Below are 24,999 nucleotides of genomic sequence, written 5' to 3'. Positions count from 1 at the left end.
CTCGAGGCAGGCTGGGCACATGACCCAACTCGAAACCGCCATCACCGCGGTCACCGTGTACCCGGACCGAGCCCGCGTGACCCGATCCGGCAAGGCGAATCTGGTGGCGGGCGAGCATCGGATACGGGTGGCGCCCCTGCCCACCGGCCTGCTGCACGATTCGATCCGGGTGGCCGGACAGGGCGATGTGACGGTGCTCGGGGTCGATATCGTCACCGAGCGGCAGGCGGCGACCAGTGACGAGCAGGTCGCGGACCTGCTGGCCCGCATGCGCACGCTGGACGCCGCGATGACCGAGCTCGCCGACGCCGACCGCGCCGCGGAGGCTCGGGTGGCATTCCTGAAACGGCTCGCCCAGCAGTCCGCCGAACGGCTGGCGAAGGCCGATGAGGACCGCGTCATCGAATTCGCCGACAGCCTCGAAGCGCAGTACGGGGCCGTGCACGCCGCACGACGCGAACGGGAACGGCTGCGGCAGGAGCACATTCGCGAACATCAGGCCCTCGAGCGGCAACTGGCGGACCTGCGCGGAAAGGACCGGACCGATATCACGGTCGCGGTGATCACCGTCGATGCCGCACAACCGGTGACCGTGGACCTCGAGGTGTCCTATGTGGTGCCGAATGCGAGCTGGTACAGCACCTACGATCTGCGCCTCGGCGAGACCGGGCTGACGCTGCGCTGGTTCGGACTGGTGCTGCAGAGCACGGGCGAGGACTGGCCCGAATGCCGGTTGCAGCTCTCCACCGCCCGCCCGGCGCAGGCGCTGGACGTCCCCGAATTGGATCCGTGGTTCATCACCGCCGAAGCGCCGCCCGCACGGGTGTACCGCAAGGCCTCCCGCATGGCGGGGTCCGCGGATATGAGCGCCGATATGGTCAGCTTCGGCGCGCCCGGCGGCGCAATGCCCGCCGCCGCCATGCCCGCCCCTCGGATGCGGGAGTCGGTCGCCACCGTCGAACAGGGCGTCACTGCGGCGACCTATACGCCGCAGCGCACCGTCGCGGTGCCGTCCGACGGCACCTCGCACCGCACCGTCATCACGGCCCTCGATCTGGAAGCGCAGCTCGATCACGTGACCGCGCCGGTGCGGTCGCTGGAGGCGGTGCTGCGCGCGACGGCCCGCAATACCTCCGAGCACACGCTGCCCGCCGGCCGCGCGGCCCTGTTCCACGACACCGAATACGTCGGCGCCACCGACCTCGAGACCTGGGCTCCCGGCGAGGAGCGCGAACTCGCGCTCGGCGTCGACGACCGCATCCGTGTCGAACGAGAACTGGTGCGCCGCAATGCCACCAAGGCCACGCTGGGATCGACCCGCCGCACCGAGGTGGAATACACCATCACCATCAGCAACCACGGCGCCCGCCCCGCCACAGTGACAGTCCTGGACCGCCTCCCCGTATCCCGCGACGCCGCCATCACCGTCCGCGAAACCACCGCCAAGCCCCAGCCCGCCGACCGCGACGAACTCGGCGTCCTCACCTGGAAGACCGCCCTGGCCCCCCAGGCCGACACCACCATCACCTTCGGCTACCGAGTCGAATCCGCCAAGGGCGTCACCATTTACGGCCTCGACGACTGACCATTCCCCCCGTTCGCCGACGGCAGTGTCACGTACTGCCGTCGGCGAACACCTCACCGCGACGCAGCGCTGAAAAGCAGGGCGCGACATGGCGAATGATGGTGCGCAGGTTTAGCGAATTGTCTACGCCGCGCAAAGGGGTACCCATCGGACAGCTCGATCTGCGAACACTAGGCTGATCTCGCGGAACGTCGGAGCACGGGGGGCGACATGGTCAATGGCGTTGAGGCGCTGCGCAAGTGGCTGTCACGGATTGCTGCGGCGGCGGGCGCACTGGGGGCCGGTTTGATCGTCGGCGGGACGGCACTCGCGGTCTACAGCCGCTGCTTCGCATCAACACGATCACTGCACAAAGAGTGGCTGGACCGCGGAGCCTGGTTCACCGCCGGCCCGGGGGTGGAGATCTCGGTGCTCCCCGGTTACCTCGCCACGGCGGCCGTACTGACCGGAATCGCGATGCTGGTCACGGTGGCGGTCGTCATGGTCCGCGTGGTGCGGCGATGGGACAGCTATTTGGGGCTCAACGCCCTCGTCGCGCTATCGACGATCGGTGCGGTAGTCGTGCTGCCATTCATGGCAGTGCACTATCATCTGCTCGAGGCATACCGCCTGATCAGTTTCGAGTACCAGCTTTTCGAGATGCTGCCCACCGCGATCGCGGCCGCCGGTGTGCTGGTCGCCGGAACGGTACTGTTCGTGCCGATCGCGCTTCGACCCGCACACACCCGCACCTTGCCGATACAGGTACTCGCTCTATTGCTGACGACCGGGATGCTGGTATCGGCCGGCGTCGCTGTCGCTGCCGTCCGCCTGGGTGATGATCAGCGAAATATAGAGCATACGACAGCATCCCGGACGGAGTCTGCGGCTGTACCGGACCGGCTCGGCGCGGAGCGCTACCGGATACCGATTCCGATAGCGCCCAACTATTTCGGCGAAACGGCTGCCGATGACGTGGTGCCCGCGGGCGCGGGATTCGTCATCGCCTCGGCGCAGGGTTTGACGGCCTACGACGGTTCGACCGGCCTGCCCCGATGGCACTACCTGCGACGGAACGTCGAACGCGACGGCCGGTTCGGCCCGGCCTACATACCGCGAACACTGCGGCCGCTCGACAACGGAGCGATAGTCCTCGCGCTGTGGGATCAGTTGGGCTGGATCGCCTTCGACGCCTCGACCGGGGATACCCTCTGGCAGGGTTCGGATTTCACCCGCGACACTGTGCCCGGAGTGTCGTGGGAGTTCCCCGGCAGCGAGCTCCGGACCGATTCCGAGGCCTTGATCCTGGTGAGCGACAACCGGATCGCGGGGTACGACTCGCGCAGCGGGCTTCGGCTGTGGTCAACGGATACGACCACTCCGGACTGTAAACCGTCCAAGTCCGACGTCGCCGCCACCGAAACTGTGGTGTATCAGATCTCCCGCTGCACGAATCACAGCGAATTCTGGTTCACCTCGACAGTCCGGGACGCCCGAACGGGTGTAGTGATCGGGACACGCGAAGTCGGCAGGAGCGCAGAGACGAACGCGCCGGAGTCGGTGGCGTCTATCAAACGGTTCGGCGGTGTCCTCGTCATATGGTGGCTCGAAATGAACGACACACACCAAATCGTCTTCGCGATGCCCCAGCAATTCGCCACCACACCGGTCACCGACGAGAAAGACTATATGCCCATCGGCGGCGACCAAGCCGGCACCGAGGCGCTGGTCGACAAATCGACCCACACCGATGATGGCTACAACCACGATCGTCTCCCCGTCCTCGAACTCCCCGAGGGCGCCGAAAAATACACTTTGACCGGGCCTGAGCCGGATTACGACAGCCCGCTGCTGTTCCTATCGGCGGAAATCGTCGCCGTATTCCGCTACGGCAGCACCAAGAGCAATCCCCGATCCAGCCTGCAGTCCTGGAGCCGCGACAATGGCGGACCGGCAACGGACCGGCCGATCGCCTCCGATAACCACACGTGTGACTTCACGCGGCTTATGGCCGCGCCCGGCGCGATACTGGCACTGTGCGTAGAGGATCAGTCCGCGGAGCTGGTGGGTTTCGGCTCGGTGGGGTGATCGCCCGGACCGCGCGCCATTCAGGCGGCAGTGAATCTCGCGAGTGGCGTGCTCGATGGGCCCGGCGGGGCGATCGCAGGGGCCACAGCCGGATTCAGGGTTGAGCGAGCTGTCGGGTCAGGTTCTCGATGAGCTCATCGGGGCTGCCGGTGGTGGAGTAGCCGGCGGCGTAGCGGTGGCCGCCGCCGCCCAAAGCTCCTGCGACGCAGGCGACGTCGACTCCCGGTGAGCCGTCGGCACTGTCGTGCGAGCGGAGGGAGACCGTCCACTGTCCGGAGGTGCTGCGGGTTTCCTTGAAGACGGCCGCCACCTGGGCCTCGGAGGTGGTGCGGATGAGGTCGATAATGCTCTCGACCTCCTCCGAACGCACGCCGACGGTGTCCTCGCGGCGGACGAAGACGTAGACCAGGCCCGCACCGTTCGCGGCCTCGCGATCCAGCTCCGCCGACGCGAGCACCCGCGACAGCATGGGCAGCCAGGCGAAGGGGTGGGTGTCCATGAGGGTCCGGGTGATCCCGGCGCCGTCGATGCCGGTGGCCAGCAAGCGCTCCGCGAGCGCGTGCGAGCCGGGCCGGGCCCATTTGAACGAGCCGGTATCGGTGACCAGTCCGGCGTAGAGACAGTGCGCCACGTCGCGGTCGATGGGTTCACCCCAGGCGTCCAGCACCCGGGCGACCAAACCTGCTGTGGATTCGGCGTTTTCGTCGATGACGTTCACCATGCCGAAGCGGGTGTTCGAGCGGTGATGATCGAGTACGAGACTGACGCGGGCGCCGCCGAGACGGTCCGCGAGCGCGCCCAGCCGACCGGCACTGCCGCAGTCCACCGCGACCAGCACATCCACCTCACGCGCGACCTGCTTCGCCGGCACCAGCAGTTCGGTGCCGGGCAGCCCGCGCATGGATACCGGCAGCTCCGACGGCTCGGCGAAGGACACCTGCACCGGCACGCCCCGCCGTCGCAGCACCTGCGCCAGAGCCAGCCCGCTGCCTATGGTGTCGGCATCGGGCTGGACATGGCTCAGCACCGTGACCGATCGGGCGGTGTCGAGTATCGACACCGCCGCGGCCAGATCGACCGGTTCAGTCACCGGCGGTCTCCTCCCCCGCAGAAGATCCGCAGGTCAGTCTTCGTCTTTATCGTCGTCGACCTTGTACGGGTCGGCGTCGCCGGCGTGGGTCGCATTGACCGCGACCTGTGCGACACGAGCGTCGGCGTCGCGGGCCCGGGCCAGCAACTCCTCCATCTCCTTCGCGACGGTGGGCACGGTATCGAGCTTGAACGCCAGAGACGGCGTGAACTTCACGCCGGTACCCGCGCCGACCTTGGAACGGAGAATGCCCTTGGCCTTCTCCAGTCCGGCCGACGCCTCGGTGTAATCGGGCTCGGTGTCGAGCGTTTCGCCCATCACCGTATAAAAGATGGTGGCCTCTCGCAGATCACCGGTCACCTTGCAATCGGTGACGGTGACGAACCGCAGTCGCGGATCCTTGATCTCGTACTCGATCGCGGTGGCCACGATCGAGGAGATCCGCTTGGCGAGTCGGCGTGCCCTGGCTTGATCCACCATGGCTGTGCCCTCCTCACTGGTTAGATTCAGTCTTCGGGTCCGAAGACGCGGCGGCGTACCGCCAGCAACTGTAACTCCGGGCGTGCTGCCACGTGCCGTTCACACTTGTCCAGCACCTGGGTCAGGTGGTCCATTCCCACACCGACCATCGCGACGCCCAGCAACGTACGCCGGTACAGATCGTGATCGCCGCCTTCTGCGGCGCTCACACCGAACTTGATCAGCTCGGCGATGACCGGGCGGATGACGGAGCGCTTCTCCTTCAGCGAATGTACGTCGCCGAGAAGTATGTCGAACTCGAGCGCTCCCACAAACAGTTTTTCAGTCATGTAATGCGCACGCACTTACCTGGAATGGCCGACGCGCTCCACGGCGTGCGCACGAGTGCGTCGGAATCTATTGGTACACAACCCTGCCGGGACAGGATCGCTCCCGTCCCGGCAGGTCGTTGCACATACTAGTCGCGCGGCTTCTCGCGCAGCTCGTACGCCTCGACGATGTCACCTTCACGAATGTCGTTGTAGGTGAGCGTCATACCGCATTCGAAGCCCTCGCGGACCTCGGTGGCGTCATCCTTCTCGCGACGAAGCGAGGAGATGGTGACCGTCTCGGCGACAACCACGTTGTCACGCAGCAGGCGCGCCTTGGCATTGCGCTTGACCGACCCGGAGGTGACCCAGCAACCGGCGATATTGCCGACCTTGGACGAACGGAAGATCGCGCGGATTTCCGCCCGGCCCAGTTCGACCTCTTCGTAGATCGGCTTGAGCAGACCCTTGAGGGCCTTCTCGATCTCGTCGATCGCCTGGTAGATGACCGAGTAGTAGCGAATATCCACGCCTTCGCGGTTCGCCAGCTCGGTCGCCTTGCCCTCGGCCCGGACGTTGAACCCGATGATGATCGCGTTCGACGCCGACGCCAGGTTGACGTTGGTCTCGGTGACGCCACCGACACCGCGGTCGATGACGCGCAGACGCACCTCTTCGCCGACATCGATACCGAGCAGCGCCTCTTCGAGGGCCTCGACGGTACCGGAGTTGTCGCCCTTGAGGATCAGGTTCAGCTCCGAAGTCTCCTTCAGAGCGGCATCCAGATCTTCCAGGGAGATGCGCTTGCGGCTGCGTGCGGCCAGCGCATTGCGCTTACGCGCATTACGACGGTCCGCGATCTGGCGAGCGATGCGGTCTTCCTCGACAACGAGGAGGTTGTCGCCGGCGCCGGGCACCGAGGTGAAACCGATGACCTGGACGGGCCGCGACGGCAGCGCCGCCACGACGTCTTCGCCGTGCTCGTCGACCATGCGGCGCACTCGGCCGTAGGCGTCGCCCGCCACGATCGAATCACCGACGCGCAGCGTGCCGCGCTGAATGAGGACGGTGGCAACCGGGCCACGACCGCGATCGAGGTGGGCTTCGATGGCCACACCCTGCGCGTCCATGTCCGGGTTCGCCCGCAGATCCAGGGTGGCGTCCGCGGTGAGGACGACCGCCTCGAGCAGCTGCTCGATATTGGTGCCCTGCTTCGCCGAGATGTCGACGAACATGGTCTCGCCGCCGTACTCCTCGGCGACCAGACCGTATTCGGTCAGCTGCTGGCGAATCTTCTGCGGATTCGCGCCTTCCTTATCGATCTTGTTGACCGCCACCACGATCGGCACATCCGCGGCCTGCGCGTGGTTGATGGCCTCCACCGTCTGCGGCATGACGCCGTCGTCGGCCGCGACCACGAGGATCGCGATATCGGTGGCCTTCGCACCACGGGCACGCATGGCGGTGAACGCCTCGTGGCCCGGTGTATCGATGAAGGTGATCAGTCGATCGAGCTGGTTGACATGCGTCAGCACCTGGTAGGCGCCGATGTGCTGGGTGATACCGCCGGCTTCGCCCTCGCGGACGTTCGCCTGGCGGATGGTGTCCAGCAGTCGGGTCTTACCGTGGTCGACGTGGCCCATGACGGTCACGACCGGCGGACGGAACTGCAGATCGTCCTCGTCGCCCTCGTCCTCGCCGTAGGTGAGGTCGAAGTTGGCGAGCAGCTCGCGGTCCTCGTCCTCCGGGGAGACCACGTGCACGACGTAGTTCATCTCCGAACCCAGCAGCTCGAGGGTCTCCTCGTTCACCGACTGGGTCGCGGTGACCATCTCACCGAGGTTGAACAATGCCTGGACCAGCGAGGCCGGGTTGGCGTTGATCTTGTCGGCGAAGTCGGACAGCGAGGCGCCACGGGCGAGGCGGATGACCTCGCCGTTGCCGCGGGGCAGACGCACGCCGCCGACGGCCGGAGCCTGCATGCTCTCGTATTCGGCGCGCTTCGCCCGCTTCGACTTACGGCCCTTGCGGACCGCGCCACCCGGACGACCGAACGCACCCGCGGCACCGCCGCGGCCACCACCGGAACCGGGACGGCCACCGCCGCCACCGCCGGGACGCCCGCGGAAACCACCCGCTGCTGCGCCGCCACCGGCACCCGGAGCACCACCGGTACCCGGGGCGCCGCCCTGGCCACCGCGGTACGGACCACCGGCGCCGGCCGGACGACCTGCGCCGCCACCGGGGCGCGGACCACCCTGACCCGGACCACCGGGGCGACCGCCGCCGGGAGCCGGACGTGCGGCACGCGAGGGCATGGCACCCGGATTCGGGCGGGGAGGCATGGAGCCGGGGTTGGGACGCGGGCCACCGGGGCGGGGACCGCCCTGACCTGCGGCCGGACGCGGACCACCCTGACCCGGAGCCGGACGACCGCCGCCCTGGGCGCCACCCGGACGGGGGCCACCCTGACCGGGACGCGGGCTCTGGCCGGGGCCGGGGCCGGGACGCGGACCACTCTGGCCGGGGGCCGGACGAGCGCCGCCCTGACCCTGAGCCTGGCCCGGAGCCGGACGCGGCGCGGGACGCTCGGGAGCGGAGGAGAAGGGATTGTTGCCGACGCGCGGGGCCTTCGGACCCGGCTTCGGACCGGCCGGACGCGGAGCCGCGCTCGGTGCCGGAGTGGCAGCCTGCGCAGCCGCGGGACGCGCCTCGGCGGCAGGAGCCGGCTGGGCCGGACGCGGTGCGCCCGGAGTCGGGCGCTGACCCTGCTGCTGCGGTGCGGCAGCCGCGGCCGGAGCCTCGGAAGCTGCTGCGGGAGCAGGGGTTTCACGCACGGCCGGCTTGGGAGCCGGAGCCGGTGCGGCCGGACGGGGCGCACCGGGACGCGGTCCCGACGCCTCGGCATTGGCCGCCGGGGCGACCTGCTCGGATGCGGCCGGAGCCTTGGGCGCTGCCGGAGCCGGGGCTGCCGGGGCCGGAGCGGACGGACGGGGCGCACCGGGACGAGGTCCCGAGGATGCGCCGGGGGCCGGCTTCGCAGCCGGACGCGGGGCCTGGTCGCCGGGCTTACCGGCGGCCGGCTTTGCGGAACCGTTCGCCGGGGTGCTCTTCGGGGCGACGGACTCCCGCAGGCGACGTGCGACGGGTGCTTCCACCGTCGACGACGCGGACTTCACAAACTCGCCCTGCTCCTTGAGCCTTGCGAGTAGTTCCTTGCTCGTGACACCGAGTTCTTTAGCCAACTCGTGCACGCGGGCCTTGCCTGCCACTGCTCTCCTCACTGAGAGGTCGAGCGCGACAACCCTTTTGGGAAGGGAGGCCCGCACGACCCCAGATTAATTCCGATGGTCGATCATCGTTGGTGCTTCACGGTGTGCTCATGAGTGCTCGTGCCTGTTCTCTACGTAATGCTCCAGGGCTGAGATATCCAGATGTCCGGACACTCGTAGTGCTCTGCCGAATGCTCGGCGCCGAACTGCTTGGCTCAGACAAAGCGAAGAGGGGTGCAACCAGGCACCCCTTCCGGGCAGTCTACGCCTCGGATCGGGAACAACCACAGTCTCCTGCGCCACGACCCGCAATAGTTCAGCGGCTAGCACTTGTTTCCGGCATCCGATGCAGGTCCGCACAGGTGCTGATCTTGATTGCACCCGCCGGACGCACAAAGCAGCCGGAGACTCGCGCTGAGCCTTCTTCCACTCTACCGCTGACATGTCCCGATCTCCGCATCCGTACCCCTGGGAAGTTACCAAGCTGTCATCCGCGGGGTCTGTTTCACAAATCTCGGGACCTACCGGGGCCGATTCGTGCTACAAGATCAACCCCGGTGTGGCGCCCGTGGGTCAGCTCCGGTGCGCTTCGGAACGCACCGACCCCGCCACATCGGGTGCCGCGTCGCTGCGAATGTCGATACGCCAGCCGGTGAGACGTGCTGCGAGGCGGGCATTCTGGCCCTCCTTGCCGATCGCCAGCGAAAGCTGGAAGTCCGGCACCACAACCCGCGCCGCGCGGGCGTCGGGATCGACAATCGTGACGGAGACAACCTTCGACGGGGAGAGCGCATTCCCGACGAAGGTGGCCGGATCCTCGGCGTAGTCGATGATGTCGATCTTCTCGCCGGCCAGCTCGCTCATGACATTGCGCACGCGCTGACCCATCGGGCCGATGCAGGCGCCCTTGGCGTTCACGCCGGAGACGGTGGAGCGGACCGCGATCTTGGAGCGGTGCCCGGCCTCGCGGGCCACGGCCACGATCTCGACCGAACCGTCCGCGATCTCCGGCACCTCGAGCGCGAACAGGCGGCGCACCAGATTCGGGTGGGTCCGCGAGAGGGTGATCTGCGGGCCGCGGGGACCACGCGAGACGCCGACCACGTAGCACTTGATGCGATCGCCGTGCTCATAGGTTTCGCCCGGCACCTGCTCGGCGGGCGGGATGACACCCTCCGTGCCGTTCGCCTCGCTGCCGATGCGCACCACGATGGTGCCGCGCGCGTTCATGCGGGCGTCGCGCTGGATCACTCCGCCGACAATGTCACCCTCATGGGTGGCGAAGTCGCCGAAGGACTTCTCGTTCTCGGCATCACGCAGCCGCTGCAGCACCACCTGGCGGGCGGTGGTGGCGGCGATGCGGCCGAAACCCTCTGGGGTGTCGTCCCATTCGGAGATGACATTGCTGTCGGCGTCGACCTCGCGGGCCATCACCCGTACGACACCGGTCTTCTGGTTGATGTCGATGCGGGCGTTGGCCTCGTGGCCGTCGGTGTGCCGATAAGCGGTGAGCAACGCGGACTCGATCGCGGAGATCACGGTCTCCATCGAGATCCCCTTGTCGGCGACAATCGCGCGCAGGGCTTCGATTTCGATGTTCATTCCACGATCCCTTCGGTCGGTGAATCGGATACTGCTTCGTCTTCGTCTTCAGGTGCTTCGTCGTCCGGCGCTTCGTCTGCCGCGCCCTCGTCCAGGGGCACCTCCTGCGCACCCGGCCGCGGACGACCCGGTGCGACTCCCCCGGCTAGCTCGAGTTCGGCGATGCCCGGCGGAGAGAATTCCACCTGCACCACGGCGAACTCGATTCCGGCCAGCGGCACCGTCACCCGGTGTGGCTTCCGCTTGCCGCCGAGGACCAGTGCCACCTCGGTCTCGGTGGCGGCGCCCACGCGAGCCTCGAAGCGGGCCTTGCCCTTCTCCTCCGGAGATTCGACGCCCGGGCGGAGCGTGACCTTCACCTTGCGGCCGCGGGCGCGCCGCCAGTGGCGTAGCTCGGTGAGGGGTCGATCGATACCGGGGGTGGTGACCTCCAGCAGATAGGGGGTCTCGCCGAAGTCGCCCGCCTCGTCGAGCGCCGCGGAAACTTCCGAGCTCAGCTCTGCGACGGCGTTCAGTGGGGCGGCCTCGTCACTGTCGACTGTCACCTTCACCTTGGCATGCGCGGTACCGGCGGCCGAAATCGAAACGCCCTCGAGGTCGAATCCCCGGCGTTCGACGAGTCCAGCAACGAGCTGGCTCACCCTTTCCTCGGTCGGCATCGGCATCTGGGGCGGCTCCTGGTTCAGTTGTCACGGGTTGCGATTGTGTGGTGCGGCTGTGCGGTGCGGCGGTGGTGCTGTCCAGAGTTCGGCGAATTAGCGCACCGAAGGTCTAGCGTAACGCGCGGAAAGAGTGTAAAGGACCAGCCGATGGTCGCTACTTCGGCATGGTCGGCGCTACCGGAACGGCGGCGTGTCCAGTGCCGACGCGCCCATTCCGGTGGCATATCGATCGAGATCACAGCCTATCGGACGGCCCTGACGCGGCGGGCACGCTCCGGCGGCTGGCACCATGTACCCGTGCCCCGCAGTCAGAGCCGCCGAACAGGCGGCGTTCCGCTCACGCCCGAGCCCTCCGTTCGCACCGTGGACCGCCGTGCCGTACTGCGCCTGGCCGGTGGCGGCGTCTTCGCCGTCGCGGCCGTCGGCACGCTGACCGCCTGCGCCAAGGACGACACCCCCGAGCCTCCGGATCCGCTGCTGGCACAGGAACTGTCGGCCCGCACCGATGCCGCCGTCGCGAGCGCGGCCATTGCCGTCAACCCCACGCAGGCCGGGGCACTGCAGACGATCGCCACCCAGCGCGGCGCGCACGCCGATGCGCTGCGCACCGAAATCGACCGCGCCATAGGCGTTTACGGTGACGGCACCACGCCCAGCCGCCGGGTCGCGCCGGTCACCCCCACCGTCGCGGTGCCGCCGCCGTCGGTGAATCAGCTGCGCACCAACCTGACTCAGGCCCAGCGCGCCGCCGCCGACCTGGCGGTCACGCTCACCGGCTATCGCGCCGGCCTGCTCGGTTCGATCAGCGCCGCCTGCGCCACCCACGCGGGGGTCCTGCTCGCATGACCACATCTGATCAGCAGGCGCTCACCGATGCGTTGAGCGCCGAGTACGCCGCCGTCTACGCGTACGGCATCATTGCCGCCTTCGCCAATCACGACCGCGACAAACTCGTCGCCGAATCCACTGCGGCGCACCGGGCCCGGCGGGATGCGACCGTCGACACCCTGAAGTCGCTCGGTGCGAACGCCCCGGCGCCCGCGGCCGCCTATACGACGCCGTTCGTGGTCGACGACCCGATTCCGGCCGCCAAACTCGCGGTGACCGTCGAGTCCGATACGGCGGCGGCATGGCGGTCCGCGGTGGAGCGGGCCGACACCCCCGAGATCCGGCACATCGCTCTCGACGCTCTTACCGAAACCGCTGTGCGACTGGCCACCTGGCAGTCCATCCTCGGCGCCAACCCGATCACGGTCGCCTTTCCGGGCCAGCCCTGACAATTCTTCTCGATTCGCTCGGTCCGAACTCGTCGGTGAATACCGGTAAGGTCGGACCGACGTGGCCAGGTGCATTATCCCTGCCGCGCAATCAATTCCGATGTGAGTCGAGGAGAGACTGTGGCGGTCGATACTGCCCGGGAAGAAAAAGCACTGCGTGCGCTGACGAATCGCCTGGTAGACGACTATGGCGAGGCGCATTCGAAGGAACGTGTCGAGGCCGTGGTGGGTACGGTGCGGCGGCGGTTCGACGGGCATTCGGTGCGGGATTTCGTTCCCATTCTGATCGAGCGAATTGCGCGGCGGGAGTTGGATCCGGCCGCGGCGGAACCCGATATCGAACAATCGGTTTCAGCGAATACGACAGCAATTCCATTGGGTGACAATTCGAATTCGGCCGGTAGTCATCTGTTCGACACCTTGGACCGATGGGGTTCGGCCGCGCGGGGTTTGGGCGGACGGTCGGCTGCCCTACCGCGCCGGACCGTGCTGATCGGCGTGGGCGCCGTGCTGGCGGTGATCGCGGTGGTGGCTGTTGTCGCTGTGCAGCAGCCGGATTCGGGGCCGGTGAGCACCGGACCGGTGCCGTTGACGACCGTGCACGGTGTGGTCGGCTCGGAGAAGATGGCGTTCTTCGACGATCCGCAGGTCGCGCAGGCGCTGGCCAAGCACGGATTGCAGGTGCAGGTCGATCCGGCGGGATCGCGGCAGATCTCCACCTCGGTGGATCTGGCCAAGTACGACTTCGCCTTTCCGTCGAGTGCGGCGGCCGCCGAGCGCATCCAGCGCGAGCGCGGAGTGAGCGGCAAGTACACGCCGTTCGCCTCCCCCATGGTCATCGCGACCTTCAAGCCGATCGCGGACCTGCTGACCCAGGCAGGCATCGTAGCGCCCGGCGCGACAACAACATTCGACGTCGAGAAGTACCTCGCCCTGGCCGAGCAGGGCACGCAGTGGGATCAGCTGGCGGGTAATACCGTCTATCCGGTCCGCAAGAATGTGCTGGTGTCCACCACCGATCCGCGGACGTCCAACTCCGCCGCGATGTACCTGGCGGTGACCGCCTACGTGGCCAATGACAACACCATCGTTCGCGGGACCAAGGCCGAAGACTATGCGGTGTCCCGCATTTCGCGCCTTTTCACCCGTCAGGGCTACACCGAGTCCAGCAGTGACGGACCGTTCAAGGATTACCTCGCCAATGGCATGGGCCCGGTGCCGATGGCCTGGGTCTACGAAGCCCAGTACGTGGACGCCGCCGTGCACGGGCAGTTGAAGCCCGACATGGTGCTGATGTACCCGAAGCCGACCGTGCTGTCCCAGCACACGGTGGTGCCGCTGAACGACAAGGGCGATCGGATCGGCAAGCTGCTGACCACCGATCCGGAGCTGCAACGGCTCGCAGCCGAACACGGCTTCCGGCCCAACGATCCGAGCCTGTTCACGAAAGTCACCGCCGAGCACCAGGTTCCGGTGGACACGAACCTCGTCAATGTGGTCGATCCACCGGATTACGACACCCTCGAGCATCTGCTCGACGATGTCGCCAGGGCCTACAACTGAGTGACAACATCTGGTCGAAAAAGCGAAGCCGCGCATCACCGAATGTGATGCGCGGCTTGCTGTTTCGCTATCGGCAGGTCAGCCGCGCACCCTGGCGACGATGGACGCCACGGCCGATTCGGCCGGGAGCTCATCGCTGGTGCCGGCGAAGCGGTCGCGCAGCTCGAGCTTGCCCTCGGCCCAGCCGCGGCCGATGACGACCACCAGCGGCATGCCGAGCAGTTCGGCATCCTTGAACTTGACGCCCGGGGAGGCCTTGCGGTCGTCGAAGAGCACCTCGAGACCCTGCGAGTTCAGTTCCGCCACAATCTGTTCCGCACCCTCGCGCGCGCCGTCGTCCTTATTGGCGATGACCACGTGCACGTCGTACGGCGCGACCTCGCGGGGCCAGCGCAGGCCCTTCTCGTCGTGCATCTGCTCGGCGATGACGGCCATCATGCGGGAGACGCCGACGCCGTAGGAGCCCATGGTCAGGCGCACCGGCTTACCGTTCTCGCCGAGCACGTCGACCTCGAAGGAGTCGGTGTACTTCTGGCCGAGCTGGAAGATGTGGCCGATCTCGATACCGCGCGCGGCCTCCAGGACGCCACGGCCGTCGGGCGAGGGATCGCCGTCCCGGACCTCGGCGGCCTCGATGGTGCCGTCGGCGACGAAGTCGCGCCCGGCGACCAGGTTCACGTAGTGCTTGCCCGGCTCGTCCGCACCGGTGATCCAGGCGGTTCCGGAGACCACGCGCGGGTCGAGCAGGTAGCGAACGCCATTGGCCAGCAGCGCCTTCGGGCCGATGTAACCCTTCACCAGGAAGGGATTGGCCTTGAAGTCGGCATCGCCGAGCAGCTCCACCTCGGCGGGTTCGACCGAAGCCTCGAGCCGCTTCTCGTCGACCTCGCGGTCGCCCGGAATGCCGACGCCGAGGATCTCGGTCTTGCCGTCCGGGTAGCGCAGCTTGACGATCACGTTCTTCAGCGTGTCCGCGGCGGTGACGGGGCGGCCCAGCTGCTCGGCGATGCCCGCACTGTTCGCCCACTCCACCAGCGACGCGATGGTCGGGGTGCCGGGGGTCTCGTGCGCCACGGCCTCGGCCTGGCCTTCGAGCGGGATCTCCGGGGGTGCGGCGGTAATCACTGCCTCGACGTTTGCGGCATAACCGGATTCGCGGCAGATCACGTAGGTGTCCTCGCCGACGGGGCTGTCGGCCAGGAACTCCTCGGAGGCGGATCCGCCCATGGCGCCGGAGGTGGCGGCCACGATCACATACGACACGCCCAAGCGCTCGAAGATCTTCTGGTACGCCTCGCGGTGCGCGCTGTAGCTCTTCTTGAGCCCGTCCTCATCGAGGTCGAAGGAGTACGAATCCTTCATGATGAATTCGCGGCCGCGCAGGATGCCGGCGCGCGGACGCGCCTCATCGCGGTACTTGGTCTGGATCTGGTACAGGGTGACCGGCAGGTCCTTGTACGAGTTGTATTCGCCCTTCACGGTGAGCGCGAAAAGCTCCTCGTGGGTGGGGCCGAGCAGGTAGTCCTGCCCCTTGCGGTCCTTGAGCCGGAACAGGCCGTCGCCGTATTCGGTCCACCGGTTGGTGGTCTCGTACGGTTCGCGCGGCAGCAGCGCCGGCAGCGAAATCTCCTGGGCGCCGATGGCGTCCATTTCCTCCCGGACGACATTCTCGATCTTGCGCAGTGTGCGCAGGCCGAGCGGCAGCCACGAGTAGATGCCGGGCGCGATGCGGCGCACGTATCCGGCGCGGACCAGCAACCTGTGGCTGGGCACCTCGGCATCGGCGGGATCGTCGCGCAGGGTGCGCAGGAAGAGGTGGGAGAGGCGGGTGATCACGGCTCCACAGACTAGCCGCTGCTGAGCCGATGCTCACAAGGCATTACCGTGTTCGCCTGTGCTGGTGCTGCTGCCTCCCTCAGAAACCAAGTCCGACGGTGGCTCGGGCCGTCCACTGGACCTGGATGCCCTTGCGATGCCGCAGCTCACAGCGGTCCGCGACAAGCTTGTCACCGAGTTGATCCAACTGGCCGCCGACCCGGAGGCCTCGCGGTCCGCGCTGGCTCTGGGCAAGGGGGCTGACGCGGAGATCGCGCGCAATGCCGCGCTGCGCACCTCGCCGACCCGGGCGGCGCTGGACCGGTACACCGGCGTGCTCTACGACGCGCTCGATGCCGCGTGCTTCACCACGGCGCAGCGCACCAAGGCCAATGCGCGGCTGGCCATCGGGTCGGCGCTGTTCGGTGTGGTGCGGGCGGGCGATCCGATTCCGGCGTACCGGCTTTCGGGTGGTTCCAAGCTGCCCGGGATGCCGACGCTGCAATCGGTGTGGAAGCAGGTGCTGCCGGAGGCGCTGCGCGAGGAGACCGACGGGCAGCTGATCGTCGATCTGCGTTCGGGCACCTACCAGAATCTGGGCCGCATCCCCGGTGCGATCACCGCCGCCGTGCTCACCGAGCGTCCCGACGGCAGCCGAACGGTCGTGAGTCACTTCAATAAACATCACAAGGGCCTGCTGGCCCGTGCGCTGGTCCTCGCCCGTTCCGAGCCGACCGATATCAACGGCCTGGCGCGGGTTGCCGAGAAGTTCGGCCTGCGCATCGAAATCGCTTCGCCGACCGAACTTCTCGTACTCACCTAGCCGAATTTCACTGCGTGCGCTGATAACTCCGGAAGGCGGAGACGGCCCACCAGAACGCGAGCGCGGCCAGCGCCAGCAGGTAGCCCAGGTGTGCGGCCACGAATCCCGCGTCGGCCGTGCCCGCGAGTCCGCTGCGGCCGATATCGACGGCCCAGGACACCGGGTTGAACTTCGAAATGCCCTGCACCCAACCGGGCATGAGGGCGGTGGCCATCATGCCCGAGGACAGGAAGGTCGCGGGCAGAATGATCAGCTGCGACATTCCGATGAGGGCGATCTGGCTGCGCGCGGTCAGTGCGAGCGCAACCGATCCGGCGCAGAAGATCGCCGCCAGCAGGGTGGCTGCGGCGAGCGCGAGCACCATTCCGGTCAGGCCGCCGGGATACCGTGCGCCACCGAGGAATCCGATGCCGAGCACCAGCGCCGATTGCACGAGGCCGATGACGAGCTGGACGGCGAGCTGGCCCGCGATCACCGCGGTGCGCGAAATCGGCGCGGTCAGCAGCTGATTCATCACACCGTTGTCGATGTCCTCGATATAGGACGTGCCCGCCCACACACCCGAGTAGAGCACGGTCATCATGAGGACGCCCGGCGCCAGGAAGGTGATGTAGTTCGCCGAGCCGAATCCCGGAATGCTGCCGACCGATTTGAAGACCTGGCCGAACAGGAGAATCCAGACGATGGGCTGCAGCAGTGCGGCGGCCACGCCCCAGGATTCACGCAGGGTATTGAGCGACCAGCGGCGGAAGATCTGACCGGCGACGACCAGCCAGCCGACAGAACGGGTTTCGTAGGCATCCACGGTGGTCATGCGGCCACCTCCACCCGGGTGCCGTCGGTCGCGCCGGACCGGTACGAGCGGCCCGCGTAGTGCAGGTAGACATCGTCGAGCGTCGGACGCGATACCGACACCGCCCCGAAACGGATGGCGGCGGAGTCGAATTCGGAGATCACCCGGCCCACGACGGTGGACGGATCATCGGCCCGGGCGATCATGCGGCCATTGGGCCCGTGCGTCTCGACCACGATATCGCGCAGTGCCGGAATCGATTCGCCCACAGCTCGTACCGCCGCGATATCGGGTTCGATGAGCTCCACGGTCAAGGTATCGCCATCGAGTGTCGACTTCAGTTGCGCCGGTGTGCCTTCGATGACGGCGCGGCCGTGGTCGATGATGACCAGGCGGTCACACAGCTCATCGGCCTCCTCCAGATAGTGCGTGGTCAGCACCACGGTGAGTGCCGCCTCGGTGGCCAATCGCCGTATCTCGGACCACATTTCGGCGCGCGCCTGTGGGTCCAGTCCGGTGGTGGGCTCATCGAGGAACAGCACCGACGGCGTGTGCACCAGCCCCACGGCGACGTCCAGCTTGCGCCGCATGCCGCCGGAAAGCTTGGCCACCTTACGATCCCGCGCCTCGGTGAGCTGGAACTGTTCGAGCAGACCGGCGGCGCGCCCGAGGGCGTCGCGCCGGGAGATCCCGTGCAGCCGGGCGGCCATGACGAGATTCTCGAAGGGCGTCTGCCGCGGGTCCGCGCCCGAGCCCTGCGAGACATAGCCGATGCGATGGCGGATGGCGTCCGCATCGGTGCGGACATCGAATCCGGCCACCCGCGCGGTGCCCGAGGTGGCGCGGGCGAGGGTGGTGCAGATTTTGGTGGTGGTGGATTTGCCCGCGCCATTGGGCCCGAGCATGCCGTAGACGGTGCCTGCGGCAATGGCGAAGTTCAGGCCGTCCAGCGCCCGGATTTCCGGGGTGCGCCGGCCGCCCGGATAGATCTTGACGAGGTCGCTGACCTCGACTGCGGGCATGGCTGTAGACGGTGGGTGGGAGGTAAAAGACATGGTTCGGTCCTCAGGGTTCGGGATTCGAACGACCGCGAGACCGACAGATATGCTGTGAGTGCAGTTCGAGCATCAGCGGTCTGTGCCGCCGATCGTTCGGATCCGGCGACGGCTCGGGTGTTAGCGCACCCGGGCCGTTGTCGTGGATCGGGATGGTCGATCACGTGGGTGGTGTCGGTAACCCCCATTCCTTCATGAGCTTGTCGCTCTCCTCCGGCGGTATCCGGCCGCCCGGAAACCTTTGCGACAGTTCGTACATCTGCCGCCAGCCTGCGATCCCGCCCAGCTCGCCCGCCTGGATGCGGGCCACCAGGCCGGCCGTGAATTCCCGGTCCGCCTCCAGCATCCGGAGCTCGTAGAGTCCCTCGACAATGAGCAGTTCGGGAAGCCAGCTCTCGGTGGCGATCTTGCTGTCATTGATCGCGGCAATCCGTTTGTCCAGCACGGCAATTCGGCGATTCAGCAGATCGGCGGCCTCATCCGGGCCAAGCACCGGCAGAAACGACAGCGCCGCCATGAACCGCGGATATTCCTTCTCGGCCTCGGACACCCACTCGCGCAACCAGTCCCGCATTTCGGCAATGCCGTCATCGGTGATCCGGTACACGGTGCGCGCAGGCCGATTCCCCTCCTGCTCGGCCCCGACAACCTCGATGAACCCTTGCTGCAGTAGCGATTCCACCACGGCATACAGCGCACCGTAATTGATCCGCACACTGTCGTCCTTGCCGCGCTGCTTCAACGTCTGCGACATCTGATACGGATGCATGGGCCGCTCCCACAGCTGCACCAGCACCGCCAGCGACAACGGATTGACACGCCGAAACGCCCGTTTCCCAGCCATGCCCACCTCCGCATACTCTGACCAGAGTATTAATTACTCTCACCAGAGTATCCCCGCGGAAACGGCTCAGCAAGAGGCGAACCGGAGCGAAACCGCACAGCGAATCAGGCGGTAGCGGCGGACGTCACGACGCCGAGGCGGGTGGATGCACACCTGCACGGAGTCCGGTCCGCCGGAGAAAGGTGAGCGGCGCCGTCCAGGTAGGGCCGGACGGCGCCGCTCATCGGCTGCTTACTGCCCCGCGGGATGACCGGGGAGTACGCAGACGGCATCGAGGCCGAGGACGTGGTTGAGCCGGCCGAAGGCGAGCCAGGAGCCCAGGCACATGGACAGTTCCACCACTTCGGCCTGGGAGTAGGCCGCGAACATGCGGGTCCAGAATTCGTCGTCGAGATTGTGGTGGTCGAGGGCGTAGCGCTCGGCGTATTCGGCGGCCAGGCGGGTGCGGTCGTCGAAGGATTCGGTGGTGCGCCAGTCCGTGACATCTTGTTCGAAGGACTCGTCGACCTTTTCGCCATTGCGGTCGGTGCGCCAGTCCAGGCAGAACAGGCAGCCGTTGATCTGCGCGATACGCAGGCGGGCGGCCTCGAATTCGCGCAGTCCGAGCGTGGTGTGGGAGTAGACGGCAAGGGAGAACGCGGCGGCAGCGGTGCCGATGCCGGGCACCATTTCCCCCCAGACGTAGCCGATGGGGTCCTTGCCTTCGGGAATGTCGATGATCACGGCTGGTTCCTTCCGAGAGTGCCGGGTCGCAGGGGGATGTCGAGGGCGTCGTAGAGGCCGGGTTCGGCGGCCACGAGCCAGTCGATGGCGCCGACCAATCTGCCTACGGCGGTGGCGTTTCCGCCCGCGGAGTGATTGCCGTCCTCATCGGTGGCCTGGATGGTGACCTCGATGTGCGGGCGGCCCTCGATGATCACGCGATGCGCGCCGGCGCCGCTGTGCGGCAGCGGCCAATCAGTGGCACAGGAGGAGTGGATGCGGGTGATGTGCTCGATGACGATGCGCGGGCGGCCGTCGACAATGCCCTGCACTTCGAAGCGGATCGCGCCCTGGGTGCCCGCCTCGAACTCGCCCATGAGCTCGGTGCTGACGGTGGCTTCGAGCGGGCGGCGCTCGACCACCTCACGAATCTCCTCGACCGCGACGCCGAGCCCGCGCGCGATGAGCCGAATCTGCCCGCCCCACACCATGGTCGGCACCGAGGCCATGAGCATGGGCGGGTCGTAGTCCATGGGCTGGCCCATGCCGACCAGATAGCGCACCGAATCGGGTTGGTCGTAGGTGGTGTAGTCGAAGATCTCCTGGCAGCGCACCACATCCACGGTGCTGCCGAGCCCGCTCACGAGCAGCGGCAGCACATCGTTGCCCCAGCCCGGATCGACGCCGGAGACGAACAGTGAGCCGCCGCCCTCGGCGATCGCGGCGAGCACCGGTTCACGGAGCTCGGCCGGGGCATTGCGCTGGTCGTAGAGGGCGTACAGCGCGGGTGTCACCACCACCGCGCCCGCCCGCAGCGCGCGCAGGATGTCGGCGAGGGCGTCGTCGGGCCGGATATCGCCCGAGGCCGCGTACACCACGGCGCCCGGTCCCGAGGCGAGCGCGGCGGCGATATCGCCGGTCGCCGCCACGCCCAGTTCGGTGTCGAGCCCGGCGAGGTCGCCCGCATCGCGGCCCACCTTCGCCGGATTGTGCACGAGCACGCCGGTCAATTTCAGCGCCGGATGCGCGGCCACCGCGCGGATGGCGGCACGGCCGACATTGCCGGTGCCCCAGACCAGGGTGGGAATCATTTCGGGAGGGTAGCAAATGCTTGGTTGGTCGTGGTCCAATTCACTATGGATTTGAACGCAGTCGAGGAGATTCGCACCCTCAAGTACCGCTATCTGCGGACGCTGGACCTCAAGCAGTGGAAGGATTTCGGCGAGACGCTCAGCACCGATGTGATCGGTTCCTACGGTTCGCCCTCGGGCGGAATGCCGCTCGAATTCGCAGGTCGGGACCAGATTGTCGACTATATGCAGGGCGCGCTGAGCGGGAACATCATCACCGTGCACGTGGCCAATCACCCGGAGATCGAGGTCGACGGTGATACCGCCACCGGCAGTTGGTGTTTGGAGGACACGGTCATAGTCCCCGACTATCAATTGCTGATCCGCGGGGCCGCGTACTACAACGACACCTACCGCCGCGAGGACGGCATCTGGCGGATCACGAGCACCGGTTATGTGCGCATCTACGAGTCCAAGGTGTCCACCGCGGGCCTGCCCGGGTACGAGATCACCGCCAATCGGTGGGCCGGAAACTGATCTTCCCGGACGGGAAAAGCACTGAGCGCCTTACCCTCTGCGTGTTCACCTAGCGGTTAACGCCTGTCGGTGCCGCACACGATAGTGGTGCGCACGGCCGAATTCGTTCGGCCGGCAGCACTATCGGTTCGACACACAGCTAGGAACACTCATGCGCAAGATCCTTCTCGGTACCGCCGGTATCGCGTTCGCCGCTCTCGCCACCGTCCTGCCCGCCGCACCGGCGTCGGCCTCCGCCAACTGGGGCGCCATCGCCGTCTCCGGTGATGGCGATCTGGGCTGGGCCTGGAATTACGACTCCGAGTCCGCCGCCAGCCAGGCCGCCGAGGCCAAGTGCGGTTACAGCGACTGCTCGACCGTCGCCTCCTTCACCGGCTGCGGTTCGGTCGCCTACTCGGCGAGCATGAACAAGTACACCGGCGGTTACGGCTCCACGCCGGCGGAGGCCGAGAGCTCCGCGCTCTGGTACGGCGATTCCACCATCGTGCGCGCGGCCATCTGCAACGACTGATCCGCGGCCCCGCGCGACGGACCTGACACCGTTGCCGCAGGGGCCTGCCCCGGGGGAAATGAATCGGGTTGTCCGGCCCGGACAGCACCGCATCCGAGGGGATGCCGCAGTGTCCGGCCCGGCAATTCGGCCGATGGATTTCACCATCGGGCAAGAAGTTTCACCGTTCGGCGGCGTCGACCGCCTTGCGCACCGTCTCGGCATCGGCCGGGGCCGCGTCGTTCTCCCAGAAGGGAGCGGCGGCCGCGTACGGCGCACCGTAGGCGGGAGTATCGGGATGGGTTCGCCAGCTGTCGCTCGCACTGCCGATATCGACCGTGTCGTAGCCCAGTGCATTGATGAACTGTGTGGCAGCGGCTTTCGCGTCGGAATCATCGCCCGCGATCGGCAGCGCGGTCCGATCGGACGCACCGGCCGGGCGGCTCAGTACCGCCAAATGCTTGAAGTAGATGTTGTTGAACGCCTTGACAACCCGTGACCGCGGCAGATGCCGCTGCAGTAGCTCACTGCTGGTGGCCGTGCCCGCCTCCAGATCCGGGAACTCGCCGTCGCGCCCGGGGTAGTAGTTATTGGTGTCGATGACGACCTTGCCGACCAGCGGGTCCGCGGGTACGTCGCGATAGGCCTTCAACGGAACGGTCACCACCACAATGTCTCCGGCCGCGGCGGCCTCCTCGGGAGTTCCGGCGCGCGCCCGCTCCCCCAGCTCCCGCACCAGATCGGCCAGGGTCTCGGGCCCCCGGGAATTGCTCAGCACCACATCGATCCCGGCGGCGACGGCCAGTCTGGCCAGCGTCCCGCCGATATTGCCGCTTCCGATCAATCCCACGGTAGTCATGATTCGTGCCAACCCCCGCGCGTCTGCGGATGTTCCCTGGCATGGGGAGCCGCAGCGCCCCGGCCCGGTTCGCCCCTGCGGCCGCCACACTCCCGACGGCCGCAGGAACTCGCCGGATGGTCTCAGACGCGGGTGGTCACTCCGCTACTCCTATGTCCTCGTTCCAGAGTTCCGGCCGGTCGGCGATGAAGCGTTCCATCATGTCCACGCAGGCCGGATCGTCCAGCACGGTGATCGACACCCCGTGTGCGGCAAGCCATTCGTGGCCGCCGGTGAAGGTGATCGACTCGCCCACCACCACCGCGCCGATGCCGAACTGGCGGACCAGGCCGCTGCAGTACCAGCAGGGCGACAGGGTGGTCACCATGATGGTGTCGCGGTAGTCGCGGCGGCGACCGGCATTGCGGAAGGCGTCCGTCTCGGCGTGCAGGCTGGGGTCTCCGGCCTGGACGCGGCGATTGTGACCGCGGCCGAGCAGGTTCCCCTCCGAGTCGAAGAGCGCGGCGCCGATCGGAATGCCGCCCTCGGCGAGCCCGAGCTGCGCCTCGTCATAGGCGGTGACCAGCAGATCTTTTGCGGTGATCATGCCGATCATGCTGCCACCGCCGCGCGCGCGATCCGTGCACGGTTGAGCAGCAGATATGCCGCGCCGGAGATGAGGAAGCCGACGAAGAAGGTGATATCGCCGAGCTGCGGCCAGGCCTTGGCCGCGTAGCCGACGAACTTCGCCTGATTGGAGAACAGCACCACCGACAGCACCAGACCGATCAGGAAGGCCGCCACGCCACCCCAGTTGGTGTACGAGCGGTCGTAGAGCAGGTGATCGATGCGCTGGCCGCGCCGCAGGTACTCGTCGGCGAAGACGATGCCGAGCCACGGGCCGATCCAGTAGGCGACGATCAGCAGGAAGGCCTCGTAGTTGGCCGCGGCGTCGGGCAGCGCCCACCACGCGACCAGGAAGCCGACCACACCGAAGACGGCCGAGACCAGCGCCCGCTGCGTGCGCACCGGCAACTTGAAGCCCATGGTGACGAAAGCCATTGCGCCCGAATACACATTGAGCGCATTGGCCGCCACCGCGCCGACCGCGATGGCCAGCAGTGTCAGCTTCGCCAGTGCCGTCGGCAGATTCGCGGTGAACACATCGGTCGGGCTGCCCTCGGCCGTCGCGGCCACGGTCGCCGAGGCGGCGCCGACCACGGTGAGCCAGGCACAGGAGAGGAAGAGGCCGGCCGAGGCCCAGAGGCCGGTCGCGGTCCGGGAGACGGTGGACGGCAGATAGCGAGAGTAGTCCGCGGCGTAGGGATTCCAGCCCGCGCCGTAACCGAATGCGGTGCCGACGGTCAGCAGGAATCCGCCCATGCCGCCCGCGCCTCCGGCCGGCGCGGGTGCGCCCAGATCGGCCTTGCTGAAGATCACCACGGTGACAATGGCGAAGACGATCGCCAAGAGCGGGAAGGCAATTCGCTCGAAGGCCTGCACCAGATTGTGGCCGAAGAATGCGAAAGCGGTCTGCACCAGCACGATGACGAGCAAGGAGGGCAGTTTCGGCAGACCGGTCAGGGAGTTCAGCGCGAACGCGCCGCTGACGCTATTGGTGGCGAACCAGCCGACACCGCACATGATGGCCATGAATCCGGCGGGCAGCGCATTACCTAGATAGCCGAATCCCAAGCGGCCCAGCACCATTTGCGGCACCCCGTGCAGCGGGCCGCGCGCCGAGAGCAGATAGTGCGCGACCGCGCCGAGACCGAGGCCGATCACCAGACCCAGACTCGCCTGCCAGAAGTTCATCCCGTAGGCGGTCACGGCGAGGACGCCGACGAAGATCGTCGCGAACTCCATATTCGGAGACATCCACGTCCAGAACAGTTTTCGTGGCGTGCCGTGCCGGGCGCTGTCGGGAATGAAATCGTCGCCGCCGGGCTCGACGGCTATCAGCCGATCGCTGTAAGCCGCCTCGGTCCGGGTCGATGCCATAGATACAACTCCTCAAATCTCGGTCGCTTGACCTGTGAGGATTGTGCGGGCCCGATTGTTGCCTGAATATGAAACAGCGTTACCAGCGGAAATCAATATGGTGACCCAGGTCACACACCTTACAG

Annotated in this window: 24 protein-coding genes; 8 read left to right on the top strand and 16 right to left on the bottom strand. The window is 67.1% G+C overall.

The window, feature by feature from the left end:
- The first annotated feature begins 19 nt into the window (after positions 1-19).
- Together ABZX86_RS33770 and ABZX86_RS33765 are read left to right on the top strand one after the other, a co-directional pair.
- Positions 20-1,585, top strand: coding sequence for a DUF4139 domain-containing protein (locus ABZX86_RS33770; RefSeq protein ID WP_355129452.1), 1,566 nt, complete (start codon positions 20-22; stop codon positions 1,583-1,585).
- Between the two features lie 210 nt (positions 1,586-1,795).
- Positions 1,796-3,652: a PQQ-binding-like beta-propeller repeat protein gene (locus ABZX86_RS33765; protein WP_355129450.1), complete on the top strand. Its 1,857-nt coding sequence runs from the start codon at positions 1,796-1,798 to the stop codon at positions 3,650-3,652.
- A gap of 94 nt (positions 3,653-3,746) precedes the next feature.
- On the opposite strand, the gene ABZX86_RS33760 is transcribed toward ABZX86_RS33765, so the two are convergent.
- From ABZX86_RS33760 to rimP, 7 genes are all read right to left on the bottom strand, one after another.
- Positions 3,747-4,742 carry a bifunctional oligoribonuclease/PAP phosphatase NrnA gene (locus ABZX86_RS33760; RefSeq protein ID WP_355129448.1) on the bottom strand — a complete coding sequence of 332 codons (996 nt, stop codon included), beginning with the start codon at positions 4,740-4,742 and terminating at the stop codon, positions 3,747-3,749.
- A gap of 33 nt (positions 4,743-4,775) precedes the next feature.
- Positions 4,776-5,222, bottom strand: a complete 447-nt coding sequence (gene rbfA, locus ABZX86_RS33755) for a 30S ribosome-binding factor RbfA (protein ID WP_327144924.1) — start codon at positions 5,220-5,222, stop codon at positions 4,776-4,778.
- A gap of 26 nt (positions 5,223-5,248) precedes the next feature.
- Positions 5,249-5,539 (bottom strand): DUF503 domain-containing protein, encoded by a 291-nt coding sequence (locus ABZX86_RS33750; protein ID WP_327146468.1) that lies wholly within the window; start codon positions 5,537-5,539, stop codon positions 5,249-5,251.
- A gap of 140 nt (positions 5,540-5,679) precedes the next feature.
- Entirely contained in the window at positions 5,680-8,802 is a 3,123-nt protein-coding gene (gene infB / locus ABZX86_RS33745) for a translation initiation factor IF-2 (RefSeq protein WP_355129445.1), read from the bottom strand.
- 108 nt (positions 8,803-8,910) lie between these two features.
- Entirely contained in the window at positions 8,911-9,198 is a 288-nt protein-coding gene (locus ABZX86_RS33740; RefSeq protein ID WP_355129709.1) for a YlxR family protein, read from the bottom strand.
- Between the two features lie 177 nt (positions 9,199-9,375).
- On the bottom strand, positions 9,376-10,404 hold the full coding sequence (nusA, locus tag ABZX86_RS33735; RefSeq protein WP_327144921.1) for a transcription termination factor NusA: 1,029 nt from the start codon (positions 10,402-10,404) through the stop codon (positions 9,376-9,378).
- Positions 10,401-11,069 (bottom strand): ribosome maturation factor RimP, encoded by a 669-nt coding sequence (rimP, locus tag ABZX86_RS33730; protein ID WP_355129443.1) that lies wholly within the window; start codon positions 11,067-11,069, stop codon positions 10,401-10,403. Before rimP ends, nusA begins: the two co-directional genes overlap by 4 nt.
- A 294-nt stretch (positions 11,070-11,363) precedes the next feature.
- Here rimP and ABZX86_RS33725 point away from each other — a divergent pair, with 294 nt between their 5' ends.
- The 3 genes from ABZX86_RS33725 (at position 11,364) to ABZX86_RS33715 (ending at position 13,906) form a co-directional block, all read left to right on the top strand.
- A complete protein-coding gene (locus ABZX86_RS33725; RefSeq protein WP_355129441.1) occupies positions 11,364-11,912 on the top strand; it encodes a hypothetical protein in 549 nt (182 codons plus the stop codon).
- On the top strand, positions 11,909-12,343 hold the full coding sequence (locus ABZX86_RS33720; RefSeq protein WP_355129439.1) for a ferritin-like domain-containing protein: 435 nt from the start codon (positions 11,909-11,911) through the stop codon (positions 12,341-12,343). Before ABZX86_RS33725 ends, ABZX86_RS33720 begins: the two co-directional genes overlap by 4 nt.
- 120 nt (positions 12,344-12,463) lie before the next feature.
- The gene (locus ABZX86_RS33715; protein WP_355129437.1) at positions 12,464-13,906 is read left to right on the top strand and encodes a three-helix bundle dimerization domain-containing protein; all 1,443 of its coding nucleotides are present in this window, start codon (positions 12,464-12,466) and stop codon (positions 13,904-13,906) included.
- Between the two features lie 78 nt (positions 13,907-13,984).
- On the opposite strand, the gene ABZX86_RS33710 is transcribed toward ABZX86_RS33715, so the two are convergent.
- Entirely contained in the window at positions 13,985-15,742 is a 1,758-nt protein-coding gene (locus ABZX86_RS33710; protein ID WP_355129435.1) for a proline--tRNA ligase, read from the bottom strand.
- A 58-nt stretch (positions 15,743-15,800) separates the two neighbouring features.
- Here ABZX86_RS33710 and yaaA point away from each other — a divergent pair, with 58 nt between their 5' ends.
- Positions 15,801-16,544, top strand: coding sequence for a peroxide stress protein YaaA (gene yaaA / locus ABZX86_RS33705; RefSeq protein WP_355129433.1), 744 nt, complete (start codon positions 15,801-15,803; stop codon positions 16,542-16,544).
- A 7-nt stretch (positions 16,545-16,551) separates the two neighbouring features.
- On the opposite strand, the gene ABZX86_RS33700 is transcribed toward yaaA, so the two are convergent.
- From ABZX86_RS33700 to ABZX86_RS33680, 5 genes are all read right to left on the bottom strand, one after another.
- Positions 16,552-17,358 carry an ABC transporter permease gene (locus tag ABZX86_RS33700; RefSeq protein ID WP_355129431.1) on the bottom strand — a complete coding sequence of 269 codons (807 nt, stop codon included), beginning with the start codon at positions 17,356-17,358 and terminating at the stop codon, positions 16,552-16,554.
- Positions 17,355-18,359, bottom strand: coding sequence for an ATP-binding cassette domain-containing protein (locus ABZX86_RS33695; RefSeq protein ID WP_355129429.1), 1,005 nt, complete (start codon positions 18,357-18,359; stop codon positions 17,355-17,357). The genes ABZX86_RS33700 and ABZX86_RS33695 overlap by 4 nt, the downstream gene beginning before the upstream one ends.
- A 193-nt stretch (positions 18,360-18,552) precedes the next feature.
- Positions 18,553-19,236, bottom strand: coding sequence for a PadR family transcriptional regulator (locus ABZX86_RS33690; protein ID WP_355129427.1), 684 nt, complete (start codon positions 19,234-19,236; stop codon positions 18,553-18,555).
- 231 nt (positions 19,237-19,467) lie between these two features.
- Positions 19,468-19,959, bottom strand: a complete 492-nt coding sequence (locus tag ABZX86_RS33685; RefSeq protein ID WP_355129426.1) for a carboxymuconolactone decarboxylase family protein — start codon at positions 19,957-19,959, stop codon at positions 19,468-19,470.
- Positions 19,956-21,029: a dihydrodipicolinate reductase gene (locus ABZX86_RS33680; protein WP_355129424.1), complete on the bottom strand. Its 1,074-nt coding sequence runs from the start codon at positions 21,027-21,029 to the stop codon at positions 19,956-19,958. The genes ABZX86_RS33685 and ABZX86_RS33680 overlap by 4 nt, the downstream gene beginning before the upstream one ends.
- 45 nt (positions 21,030-21,074) lie before the next feature.
- On the opposite strand from ABZX86_RS33680, the gene ABZX86_RS33675 reads away from it, so the two are divergent.
- Positions 21,075-21,545 carry a nuclear transport factor 2 family protein gene (locus ABZX86_RS33675; protein WP_327144909.1) on the top strand — a complete coding sequence of 157 codons (471 nt, stop codon included), beginning with the start codon at positions 21,075-21,077 and terminating at the stop codon, positions 21,543-21,545.
- Between the two features lie 151 nt (positions 21,546-21,696).
- Entirely contained in the window at positions 21,697-22,056 is a 360-nt protein-coding gene (locus ABZX86_RS33670; RefSeq protein ID WP_355129422.1) for a DUF4189 domain-containing protein, read from the top strand.
- 160 nt (positions 22,057-22,216) lie between these two features.
- Here the strand turns inward: ABZX86_RS33670 and ABZX86_RS33665 are convergent, their stop codons facing one another.
- The 3 genes from ABZX86_RS33665 to ABZX86_RS33655 all read right to left on the bottom strand — a co-directional run bounded on the left by ABZX86_RS33665 (position 22,217) and on the right by ABZX86_RS33655 (position 24,874).
- Positions 22,217-22,894, bottom strand: a complete 678-nt coding sequence (locus ABZX86_RS33665; protein ID WP_355129420.1) for an NADPH-dependent F420 reductase — start codon at positions 22,892-22,894, stop codon at positions 22,217-22,219.
- Positions 22,895-23,030: 136 nt separating this feature from the next.
- The gene (locus ABZX86_RS33660; RefSeq protein WP_297619069.1) at positions 23,031-23,462 is read right to left on the bottom strand and encodes a nucleoside deaminase; all 432 of its coding nucleotides are present in this window, start codon (positions 23,460-23,462) and stop codon (positions 23,031-23,033) included.
- Between the two features lie 23 nt (positions 23,463-23,485).
- Complete coding sequence (locus ABZX86_RS33655; protein WP_355129418.1) at positions 23,486-24,874, bottom strand: cytosine permease; 1,389 nt, start codon at positions 24,872-24,874, stop codon at positions 23,486-23,488.
- Positions 24,875-24,999: the final 125 nt, after the last annotated feature.

It is taken from the genome of Nocardia sp. NPDC006630 (assembly GCF_040611495.1).
Taxonomy (GTDB): Bacteria; Actinomycetota; Actinomycetes; order Mycobacteriales; family Mycobacteriaceae; genus Nocardia.
Note: the sequence above shows the minus strand (reverse complement) of the source record. Positions and strands in the feature narration are given on the sequence as shown.